Source organism: Arthrobacter nitrophenolicus, from assembly GCF_000332815.1.
Classification (GTDB): domain Bacteria; phylum Actinomycetota; class Actinomycetes; order Actinomycetales; family Micrococcaceae; genus Arthrobacter; species Arthrobacter nitrophenolicus.
Window position 1 is genome coordinate 17385 of sequence record NZ_AOFD01000052.1, and the last position, 10735, is coordinate 28119.

The window sequence follows — 10735 nt, forward strand, 5'->3', positions numbered from 1 at the left end:
GTGAATACATTGCAGGCTGTACAGTCACTTCCGTGAAAACCCTGACCCATGCACCGGTCCTGGCGCGCTTCGGCTATGCGGTGTCCGATCCCACCCGGGCCCGGATCCTGCTGGCCCTGGCCGACGGCCCGGGCTACCCTTCCGACCTTGCCGAAGCTTTGGGTGTCTCCCGCCAGAGCATGTCCAACCACCTGACCTGCCTGCGCGGCTGCGGCCTGGTGGTGGCGGTCCCGGACGGCGACGGACCAGGTATGAACTGGCAGACGGCCGGCTGGGCCATGCCATCCGCGACCTGCTGGGCGTGGTGCTGGCGGTTGATCCGGCCTGCTGCGCCCCGGACGGGACGTGCACGGCATGAGCGGCCTCCAGCTGTCACCGGCTCCCGCCCGGCGGGCGGTCCTCACCCGGCGCATCCGGATCCTCGCGGCGGGCACCATCACCTACAACGTCATCGAGGCCGCCGTTGCGCTCTGGGCCGGCGGGGTCGCGGGCTCGGCGGCGCTGATCGGGTTCGGGCTGGACTCCGTGATCGAGGTGGCATCCGCCGTCGCGCTGTCCTGGCAGTTCGCCTCGAAGGACCCGGAACGCCGCGAGCACCTGACCCTGCGGATCATCGCCCTCTCCTTCTTCGCCCTCGCCGCCTTCGTCTCCTTTGACGCCGTCCGGGCCCTGCTCAGCGGCGAACCGGCCGAACATTCGACGCCGGGGCTCGTCATCGCCGCGCTGAGCCTGGCCGTGATGCCGGTGCTGTCGTGGCTGCAGCGCCGGGCGGGCCGCGAACTGGGATCGAGGACGGCTGTTGCCGATTCCAAGCAGACGCTGCTGTGCACCTACCTCTCGGCCGTCCTCCTGGTGGGCCTGGTTGTTAACAGCACCCTGGCTGGTGGTGGGCCGATTCCGTGGCGGCCCTGGCCATCGCGGGCATCGCCGTGCGGGAGGGCATCAGTGCCTGGCGGGGCGATGCCTGCTGCGCCGGCTGCGCCTGATGCCATTCCCCATCGCACGCCCGCTCACTTACCACGCCTTCCGGACCAACGCTGTCTCACATATCGCGCCTTCCGGACCTACGCCCGCTCATTTTTGGCGCCGTTAGCCTAGGCGGAGCCGGCCCGCACCCGGTAGTTCAGCAGCACGATGCCGGAGGGATAGGGCCGGCACTCCGCAAGTTCCAGCCTTGTCCATCGCCCAATGCCGCCGAAGAACGGCACGCCCGCTGCTCCGTGGCCGCGAAGCCGTAGTCCTCAGCCTTCGACATAGCGTCTTTCAGCCAGGACAGGTCCCCACTGACGGAGCGGATGTAGCCGTCGAGGCTGGCTGCCATCCCGCCGAACACGATGGTCACACCTGGACGTTAAGCACTGCTTCATTTCCGGTCAAGAGGACAAACATTGCGGCGCCCTTAAGGGAAGCGCGTTCACCTTCATCCCTGCGACTGGAATGAAGGTGAGCGGGCGTCCCGGGTTCAGGCGCCAAAGGTGAGAGGGCGTCGCAGGGTCAGCCGGTGACGCCGGTCAGCTCGTTCGGGGTGTCCTCCAGCGTGCCCGTGCCCGTGACCTTGCCGGACTCGACATCCACGGCGCGGATGGTGTTGGTGGCCGGGTCCGAGATGAAAGCGGTGTGGCCGTTCACGTAGATGGTGGGCCGCGGGTCCTGCCACTCCAGCGGCTCCTCCCAAGCGGGGATCACCGGGAAGCTGTTGGTGACCTTGGCGGTGTCCGGGTCAATTACGTGCAGGGCGCCATCGGTGCCGAGCACCAGGGCCTCGCCGTGCGGGCCGCGCGCCAGGGAACGGAAGCTGTAGCTGGTGCCGAGGTCAACCAGCGTCAGGGACTTGGTTTCGGTGTTGATCAGCGAGATCTGCTCCGGCCGTTCCAGCTCGGCGTCCTTGTCCTGCTTGTAGTCGCCGAGGGTCACAACGGACTCGTCAGAGCCTGCCTGGTTGCCGATCCGGCCGTATTCGGTGGGGCTGTCCAGCTTGGTGATGGCCCCGTCGGCGTAGATCAGGACGCCGGTCTGGCAGCCGATGACCACGGCCTCGCCCGCCGCGGTGGCCTCGCCGTGCACGCCGGGGCAGTCCTCGTTCCGGGCGATTTCCTTGCCGTCCTCGTCCAGCACCACGATGCCGGGACGTTCCTCGTCGTTCCCGAGCGTGAGGACCAGCTCGCCGTTGGAGAGTTCGACGGCGACCCCGTGGTGGGCTTCTTCCGCCCGGTGGGTTTCCACCTCGGGCTGCCCCTCGGCAAGATCGTCGGATTCGAAGACGGTCACTTCCCCGGTACCGTCGCTGAACAGGATGGTCTTGCCCTCGTGCCGGACCACGTGTCCGGGCTTGCTGGTGGGGAACGCGATGTCCGTCATGGCCGGGTCCTGGGCGTAGTGCTTTCCGCCGTCGGACCAGACGCCGGTGTCCAGGACCTCGAAGCCCTTCGCGGTGGAGATGATGACGTGGCGCCCGTCACCGGCCGGGTTGATCCGGTTGAAGCCCTCGAGGGCGAAGTCGCCAAGCACCTCGAAGGTTTCGGGGTCCAGGACCTGGACGCCGCCGTCGTACGTGGTGACAATCCGCGGGGTGGCCGCATCAACGGTGGCAGCGGAGGCGGTGGAGGCGACGTTTCCGGCCGGGGTGGCGCCGGCGCAGCCGGTGAGCATCAGGCCGGCAGCGGCGAGTGCAGCAAGCAGGCGGACGGGCGGGGTGCGGTGTTGCATGGAGTTTCCTTCTTGTCAGGGGTGCGGGTGGAACTTACGACAATGCTTGGGTGATGCTTTCGGTGTTGGCGCGCATCATGTCCAGGTAGGTGGCGCCGGCGGACCCTTCGGCCCCCAGCGATTCGGTGAACAGCGGGACCACGGCGATGTCCTGGCCCGCTTCGGCGGCGAGCACCTGGGCCAGCCGCTCGGGCTGGGAAGAGTCGGCGAAGATGGCCACCACGCCGGCTGAGCGGATTTTGGAGGTGAGGTCGTTGAGGTCCGCGGAGCTGGGCGAGGCGAGCGTGGTGCCGCTGGGGATGACCGCGCCGATCACTTCAAACCCGAAGCGCGCAGCCAGGTAGCCGAACACGTGGTGGTTGGTGATGAGCTTCCGCCTGGCAGGCTCGATTGCGGCGAAGCTGGCCTCCATGGACGCCTCAAGCTCGCCGAGCTGCTGCACATAGGAGCCTGTCTGGGCCTGCACGGCGTCCGAGTCCACGCCGTCGACATGTTCCAGCACGCTCCCGGCGATCGCCTCGGCAGCCTCCGCCACCCGGGCGGGATCGGTCCAGAAGTGCGGGTCCTGCGCATCCCCGCCGCCGTCGTCGTCGCCGTGGGTGAACGCCAGTGGTTCGACGGCGTCCATCGCCGCCACCGTCGGCACGCCTTCCGCGGCGGCTGCCTCCACGTGGTTGAGGATCCCTTCCTCCAGCCCGCCGCCGTTGTGGACGATCAGGTCCGCGTTCTCGATCACCGCGGCCTGCCTGGCGGAGATGCCGAAGGAGTGCGGGTCGGCGTTGGATTCCATGAGCACCACCACCTCGGCCTGGTCCCCCACCATGTTCCGGGTGATGTCGCCCAAGATGTTGGTGGTGACCACCACGGTGGGCCGTTCGGCGGCGACGGCGGAGCATCCGCTGAGCGCCAGGCCCAGCACCACCAGTGCGCCGGCCAGCCGCGCCAGCCTTGCCGGGACGCCGCGCCTCACAGCCCGGTCTCCAGCATCAGGTCCGCGGCGGGCACCTCGAAGGTCCGCGCAACCCGGAGCCCGTCCGCGTAATCAATCTCATGGACAACGCGGCGGGCGGGGTCGCTGACGTAGGCGCGCGAGGCGTCGATCCGCAGCTGCGGAACCGCGTCCCCGGCAGGCGCCCCGAGCAGCGGAACCTGGGCTCCCACTTCTCCGGTGGCGGGGTTCAGCGCGAGGAGCGACCCGTCGGCGCCGGCGGCCAGCACCCGCTTCCCGTCGCCCACGGCCGACGCCGCAACCACGGGGACCGGGGTGGGAAGGTGGGTCCAGGTCCGCCTGGACACGTCCAGGTGCCAGGCGCCGTCCTCCCCCGCGGGCCCGGCAAGTTCGTTCGAGCCGGGACGGTGCGCGAGTCCTGACGCCGGCGGATGGCCCGCGCCGGCGTCGGGGTAGGGGATCTTTTCGGCGGCGAAGGCACCGTCGTCCTCGGTGACCAGGAGGGCGCCGTCGGTGCAGGCGAACACCATACCCACGCGGGTGGTGGCGTGGCCGGACAGGCCGGGGCAGTCCTGCGCGGCCAGGACAGTATGGTCCTCCGTGTCGCGGACCTCCACCCCGCCGGCCGCGGCAGGCACGGCGGCGGACGCGACGGATGCCAGGAAGTGCCCCTCGTACGGCACCACCAGTCCCCCATGCGGGGTGCTGGTGATCCGCGCGGACTCCTGCACGTTGCCGGCGTCGAGGTCCTTGTGCCTGAACACGGACGCGTAGCCGCCGGATGTGGAGAAGACGGCGATGGCCTCCCCGTCCCCGGCCACAGCGCCGGCGGCCGGCACCGCCGCAGTCCCCACCAGGCCGGGCGCGGCGCTGTAATAGTGCTTGTGCTCGCCGTGGTCCACGGTCCAGGCACCGGTATCGAACACCTGGACGCCGCCCGCCGTGGTGAGCAGGGCGTAGCGGCCGTCCTGGTAGGCGGCGCCAATAGGGCCGGAGGTGCCGGCGTCGGACGTGTCACCGGTGAGGAGGGAGAGCAGCTGCCCCTCCCCCGTCTCCTTGTTGAAGGTGAGCAGGCCGGTCTGCGGCTCCGGGTTCTCCTGGGCTCCGGCGACGTAGCCGTGCGGCGTGGCGGTTTCGTCCCGCTGCGGTTCGGCGGCGGGTGCGGCGCAGGCGGACAGGAGCAGCGGAAAGCCGAGCAGGAGGGCGGACAGTCTAGGCGTGGTGCGGGGCACGGGGAAGCGGTTCCATTTCTAGCGAGGGGACGGGTTCGACGGCGGGGGCGGGCCCGGTGCCGGGCTTGCGGCGGACTGCCCCGCGGGCCAGGGCGGAGACGAAGTAGGACAGGGCGGCCACCAGGGCGATGGTGGCGCCGGCGGCCGTGGATGCGTACCAGGAGATCCAGAGGCCGGCCGCCACGCTGGCGACCCCAATGAGGGAGCCGAGGATCATGACGGTCCTGATGGACGTTGCCCAGACCAGCGCGGCGGCGGGAGGAGCGATGAGCAGCCCGAACACCAGGAGTGTTCCCACCACCTGGAAGGACGACGCGACGGCCAGGGTGACAAGGCAGAGCAGCACGAAGTGGGTCAGCCGGGGACGGAGCCCCAGGCTGGCGGCCTTCTGCGGGTTGAACGCCGCCGCCAGGAAGGCACGGTGGAACACGGCCGCGAGGGCCAGGACCACGAGTCCGACGGCGGCGAGCACCATGATGTCGCCTGTCTCGACGGCCAGGACGTCGCCGAACAAAGTGCCGGTAAGGTCCACGGCGAACGAGCCGGAGGCGGACACGATGATCACCCCGGCGGAGAGCATGATGACGAACAGCAGGCCGATGGCGGTGTCCTGCGAGACGCGCCGGTTCCGGGTGATCGCGGAGACGCCGGCCGCCGTCGCCGCCGCGCTCAGGGCTGCGCCCACCATCAGGTTTCCACCCACCAGCGCCGCGATGGCGATGCCGGGCAGCAGTCCGTGGGACATTGCATCGCCCAGGAACGCCATGCCGCGCACCACCACCCAGGTTCCGACGACGGCGCACACCACCGCCACCAGGGCCCCGCCCAGCAGGGCGCGCTGCACGAATGAGGCATTCAGGGGATCAAGTAACCATTCCATCGCGGTTCATCGTACAGTATTAAATGAGACTCATTCGCAACAAGGAAAGGCGGCGCCGTGCAGACGCTGACGCTCAGCGGGGTGGGGTTTGCGTACCCCGACAGGCACGTGCTGGAAGGCGTGTCACTGGCCCTCGCGCCGGGGACCCACACGGTGCTGACGGGCCGGAACGGATCCGGGAAGTCCACCCTGCTGGCCGTGGCGGCGGGTGTCCTCAAGCCTGCGCGGGGGACGGTGCAGGCCGCCGCCCGTCCGGCCTTCGTCATCCAGCACACCCGGACGCCGGAGACCATGCCGTGCACCGTCCGCCAGGCCGTGGAGATGGGGCGGTGGCCGCACCGGAACGGTCTGCTCCCCCTGCGGCGGACGGACCGGCGGAAGGTTTCCGAGGCCATGGAACGGATGGGGATTGCGGACCTGGCAGGCCGGCAGCTGCAGGAGCTCTCCGGCGGGCAGCGGCAGCGGACCCTCATCGCTCAGGGGCTGGCGCAGGAGTCCGGCATCCTCATCCTGGACGAGCCGACCGCCGGCCTGGACAGCAGGGCGCACGGGCTGATCCGCGCGGCCGTGCAGGATGAGCTGCGGCGCGGGGTGACCGTGCTGGAATCGAGCCATGACGCCGGGGACATCAGCCGGGCGGACCGGGTGGTGATGCTCGACGGCGGCCGGGTCACCGCAGCCTCGCAGGCGGACCAACGGCATTAACGAAAGCATCCGCCGGCGCCCCGGGGGAGGCACCGGCGGACGTTTCGAGACCTCGGGATGCTTTCCCGTTGACTGTCCCCCCAGCCCGGCTGGCCGGGCAGTGCCGCATCCTGCTGCACGGCGTGAAAATACTGTCGCCCCCGCTCCTCAAGAAACGGTCAAGGTGGGCGCAAGGTTTTGCGAGTCTTCTGAACCGCCCACCCGTGTTTTACCTGTTCAGGGCGGTTTAGGGGCATCGATTAGGGGGAGCCCGGGATTGTTTCGGCCGCCTTGTGCAATGACACTGTACGAATTGGAAATCGGCGGTGTCAGTAGTAGGCCCGGGAGCAAAATTGATGGACTTTCAATTTTTTCGTCAGAACATGCGCGGCAGTGGCTCCAGGACTCCCTGGCGACAGGTGAGGCCGGGAGCCCATCGTTTGGCTGGTCATCGCCGGCGCCGGGTACCGGATCTGCGGTTCAACGCATTGCTGGCAGCGCTCCTGGTTGTCTTGGGCAGCGTCCTGTTGGCACCCCTGCCGGCGACCGCTGAACCGGGGGATGTGGGGGTTGAAGGCCCCTCCCATGCGGGAACAGGAACGCCCACCGGTACCAAACGGGCCAGCAGTTCCTTGTGGTTCAACGACGGCACCTGGTGGGGGAACCTGTGGAACACTGCCACGTCGGACTTCGAGATCTTCCGGTTCAACCCGGCGACGAACTCGTGGGCCAGTACCGGAGTGATGACAGAAACGCGGGCAAATACGCACCATGACGTGCTGTGGGACGGGACAACCCTGTACGTGGCCAGCTACCGGTTCGTCAACGACGGGCTGCCGGCCGAGCCGGGCTTTCCCACGAACATGCGCCGTTACAGCTACGACCCGGGCGCAGATAAGTACACGCTGCTGGGCTCCACCCAAATCAACAACTCCAAAGTTGAACTCCTGACCATCGACAAGGATTCGACCGGACGGGTATGGGCCACCTGGCAGGAGGGAAACCGGATCTACCTCAACGTCACGGGCACAGACGGCGCCACATGGGGGACCCCCTTCGCGCACCCGGCGGCGCTAAGCAACGTCTCCGTGGACGACACGTCAGCCCTGATCGCGTTCGACGGAAACAAGATGGGCCTCATGTGGAGCCGCCAGGTGGGGGACGCCACCGACGGCGTCTACTGGAGCTACCACGTGGATGGAGCGGCAAATTCAGCCTGGACGGATCCGGTCGCAGCCGTTTCCGGGCTGCGCAGCGGTGACGACCACATCTACCTGAAATGGCTGGATGCCTCCGCGGGCGGAAAAGTGTTTGCAGCCATCAAGACGTCCAACACGTCCGCGTCCCAGCCGTTGATCCAACTGCTGTCGTTGACCGGCACGACGTGGAGCGCGCACACCATAGCGACGGTATCCGAATGTCCCAACCGGGTGATCGTGCTGATCGATGAATACGCACAGAAGATCCGCACCTTCGCCACCTACCCGAAGCCCGCCGGCACCCTGAACGCCGGGGTGTGCTCCACGACGGGCGGCGCGATCTACGAGAAGTCCACGCCGCTGGACACCATCAGCTTCACTACTGAGAAGACGGCCCGCATCGTGGATGCAGACCAGTATGTGCACAACGTGACGTCAACCAAGCAGAACGTCAACAGTGCGGCCTGGGGCACGGCCAACAGCGGCCTGCTGGTGCTCGCCGATGGCAATGCCACAAGCCAGTACTGGCACTACTATGACCCCACCGGGGGCGGCGGCGGCACCACCGACACCGCGCCCCCGACCGTGACGGCGACGGCTCCCGTTGCCGGTGCCACCGGAGTGGCGGTGACGGCGAACGTGACGGGGACGTTCTCGGAGGCCATGGACACGGCGACGATTACGTCGGGCACGTTCACCTTGGCCGCGGGCACGACGCCGGTGCCTGCCACCGTGACGTACAACAGCACGGCCAGGTCCGCGACCTTGGACCGGGTGCGGATCTGGCGGCGGGAACGGTGTATACGGCGACGATCAAGGGTGGCACCAGCGGGGTGAAGGACGCCGCCGGCAACGCGCTGGCAGCTGACAGGACGTGGACCTTCACCACGGCAGCAGCCCAGCCCGTGCAGTCTCCCATCGCAGCCAAAGCGGAGTCACTGAACGGCGCCCTTGGAGCAGCCACCACGCCAGAGGTGTACGGCCTCAAGGACAACGGCGGGTACCAGTGTTTTGAACGCGGCTGCATCATGTACTCGCCGGCATCAGGGGCCCACGTCACCCTGGGCGCGATCCGCGCGAAGTGGGCGACAACAGGGTTCGAAAACGGCCCGCTCGGCTACCCGGTCACCGACGAAATCGGCGGCCTCAAGGACGGTGGAGTCTTCCAGAACTACCAGGGCGGTGCGATCATCTTCTCGCCGGCAACCGGTGCCAACATCACCATGGGGCCAATTCGTGAGAAGTGGGCGTCCACAGGATTCGAAAACGGTGCGCTGGGCTACCCGGTCAGCGACGTCGTGGGCGGCCTCAGGGACGGCGGGGCCTTCCAGAACTACCAGCGCGGCGCCATCATCTACTCGCCGGCAACAGGGGCCCACATTTCCATTGGGGCAATCCGCGAGAAGTGGGCGTCCACAGGGTACGAAAACGGCAGGCTCGGCTACCCGGTCACCGACGAAATTGGCGGCCTCAAGGACGGCGGGGTCTTCCAGAACTACGAACGGGGCGCCATCATCTACTCGCCGGCAACCGGTGCCCACATCTCCATCGGGGCAATCCGCGACCGGTGGGCGGCCACGGGCTTCGAAAACGGCAGGCTCGGCTACCCGGTCACCGACGATATTGGTGGGCTCAAGAACGGCGGGGTCTTCCAGAACTACCAGGCGGCGCCATCATTTGGTCTGCTGCGACCGGGGCCCAGATTTCCGTAGGGGCCATCCGCACCATCTGGGCGTCCACAGGGTACGAGTCAGGCCGCCTCGGTTACCCCACAAGCGGCGAGTACGCCACAGGCAATGACGGAAGCGTTGCCCAGGACTACCAGGGAGGCGTCATTCACGTCGGCCCGAACGGTTACTACATCACCTGGCGGTAACCCGCCGGGGGCACGGAGGGGTCCCGCAAGTTAATAATTTCAAGGTGGCACGCTGAATTAAGATAGCCTTACCTTGCTAAATTAGCTTGCGGGAAACCCGCCCCCTGAAAGTAGAGCTCCCCTCCGTGCCCATTCGACGCCTGATCGCAGCCACCGCAAGCCTTGCCGCCGTCGCGGCCGCCCTGACGGGCTGCGGCATCATCGGAGGGCAGCCGGCCGATCTCCAGATCTACTCCGCCCGCCACTACGACCTTGAGGGCGCGTTCGGTGAGTTCACCGACGAGACCGGCATTTCCGTGGAGTTCATCACCGGCGACGACGCAGAGCTCCTGGAACGCCTCAAGGCCGAGGGCGAGGACAGCCCGGCGGACGTATTCATGACCGTGGACGCGGGCAACCTGTGGAACGCCGCCCGCCAGGACGAACTCGCCGCCGTCGACTCCGCCGCGCTCAATGAGGCCGTCCCAGAGGACCTGCGCGATCCGCAGGGCCGGTGGTTCGGCCTGGCCATGCGCGCCCGCACCGTCACGTACAACCCCGGCAACGTGGATCCCGCCGAGTTCGACGCCGTGGACACCTACGCCGGACTGGCAGACCCCAAGTGGAAGGGGCGGCTGTGCATGCGCGACGCCACCTCTTCCTACACCCAGTCGCTGGTGGCCAGCCTGATCGACCTGCACGGACGCGAAAAGGCCCTGGAGATCGCCAAGGGCTGGGTGGCCAACGAGGTGCAGATCATGAGCAACGACGTCCTGCTGCTGGAAGCCATCGACGCCGGCACCTGCGACGTGGGCATCAACAACCACTACTACCTGGCCCGCACGCTGGAGGAGAAGCCGGACTTCAAGGTGGACCTCTACTGGGCCAGCCAGCAGGGCGCAGGCACCCACGTGAACATCTCCGGCGCCGGACTCGTCGCCGGCTCGGACAACGCCGGGGACGCGCAGCGTCTCATCGAATGGCTCGCCACCAAGGGACAGAACGCGTTCGTGGATGCCAACCACGAGTTCCCGGTCAACCCGGCGGCCAAGCCCGAACCGGTCATTGCAGGATTCGGCGAGTTCAAACGGATGCCGCTGAATGCCGAAGCCTATGGCGACCTCAACGCCGAGGCCGTGGACCTGCTCGCCGAGGCCGGATACAAATGACCGAAACGGCGGTCCTCGCGCAGGCGGGGACGCCGAAGCGCCGTCCCGGCCGGACGGCCGG

General features: G+C 67.9%; 9 protein-coding genes and 3 pseudogenes. 7 read left to right on the top strand and 5 right to left on the bottom strand.

The features are described from left to right. The first annotated feature begins 32 nt into the window (after positions 1–32). Both G205_RS21275 and G205_RS16245 read left to right on the top strand, forming a co-directional pair. Positions 33–358, top strand: a pseudogene (locus G205_RS21275) (ArsR/SmtB family transcription factor). Continuing rightward, positions 355–986, top strand: a pseudogene (locus G205_RS16245) (cation diffusion facilitator family transporter). The pseudogenes G205_RS21275 and G205_RS16245 overlap by 4 nt, the downstream one beginning before the upstream one ends. 137 nt (positions 987–1123) lie before the next feature. Here G205_RS16245 and G205_RS21280 read toward each other — a convergent pair. From G205_RS21280 to aztB, 5 genes are all read right to left on the bottom strand, one after another. Continuing rightward, positions 1124–1342, bottom strand: coding sequence for a hypothetical protein (locus G205_RS21280; RefSeq protein ID WP_235047008.1), 219 nt, complete (start codon positions 1340–1342; stop codon positions 1124–1126). A 152-nt stretch (positions 1343–1494) separates the two neighbouring features. After that, positions 1495–2706 (bottom strand): zinc metallochaperone AztD, encoded by a 1212-nt coding sequence (gene aztD / locus G205_RS16250; protein ID WP_009358941.1) that lies wholly within the window; start codon positions 2704–2706, stop codon positions 1495–1497. Between the two features lie 34 nt (positions 2707–2740). Further along, a complete protein-coding gene (gene aztC, locus G205_RS16255) occupies positions 2741–3676 on the bottom strand; it encodes a zinc ABC transporter substrate-binding protein AztC (RefSeq protein WP_009358942.1) in 936 nt (311 codons plus the stop codon). Then, positions 3673–4887: a YncE family protein gene (locus G205_RS16260; protein WP_009358943.1), complete on the bottom strand. Its 1215-nt coding sequence runs from the start codon at positions 4885–4887 to the stop codon at positions 3673–3675. The genes aztC and G205_RS16260 overlap by 4 nt, the downstream gene beginning before the upstream one ends. Further along, on the bottom strand, positions 4868–5767 hold the full coding sequence (gene aztB, locus G205_RS16265; RefSeq protein WP_009358944.1) for a zinc ABC transporter permease AztB: 900 nt from the start codon (positions 5765–5767) through the stop codon (positions 4868–4870). Before aztB ends, G205_RS16260 begins: the two co-directional genes overlap by 20 nt. Positions 5768–5824: 57 nt before the next feature. Between aztB and aztA the strand changes: the two genes are divergently transcribed. The 5 genes and pseudogenes from aztA (at position 5825) to G205_RS16285 (ending at position 10674) form a co-directional block, all read left to right on the top strand. Further along, positions 5825–6472: a zinc ABC transporter ATP-binding protein AztA gene (gene aztA / locus G205_RS16270; protein ID WP_009358945.1), complete on the top strand. Its 648-nt coding sequence runs from the start codon at positions 5825–5827 to the stop codon at positions 6470–6472. Between the two features lie 1118 nt (positions 6473–7590). Further along, positions 7591–8480: pseudogene (locus G205_RS23120) on the top strand (Ig-like domain-containing domain); the annotation flags it as partial. A 3-nt stretch (positions 8481–8483) separates the two neighbouring features. Then, on the top strand, positions 8484–9362 hold the full coding sequence (locus tag G205_RS23125; RefSeq protein WP_009358947.1) for an LGFP repeat protein: 879 nt from the start codon (positions 8484–8486) through the stop codon (positions 9360–9362). Beyond that, positions 9353–9526: an LGFP repeat-containing protein gene (locus G205_RS24110; protein WP_420874315.1), complete on the top strand. Its 174-nt coding sequence runs from the start codon at positions 9353–9355 to the stop codon at positions 9524–9526. Before G205_RS23125 ends, G205_RS24110 begins: the two co-directional genes overlap by 10 nt. Positions 9527–9651: 125 nt before the next feature. After that, positions 9652–10674: an extracellular solute-binding protein gene (locus G205_RS16285; protein ID WP_009358948.1), complete on the top strand. Its 1023-nt coding sequence runs from the start codon at positions 9652–9654 to the stop codon at positions 10672–10674. Positions 10675–10735 lie beyond the last annotated feature (61 nt).

What these genes read in the sequence shown, in the direction of transcription:
- aztD (WP_009358941.1), bottom strand. Translation starts at nt 2,706, where the DNA reads ATGCAACACCGCACCCCGCCCGTCCGCCTGCTTGCTGCACTCGCCGCT.
- aztB (WP_009358944.1), bottom strand. Translation starts at nt 5,767, where the DNA reads ATGGAATGGTTACTTGATCCCCTGAATGCCTCATTCGTGCAGCGCGCC.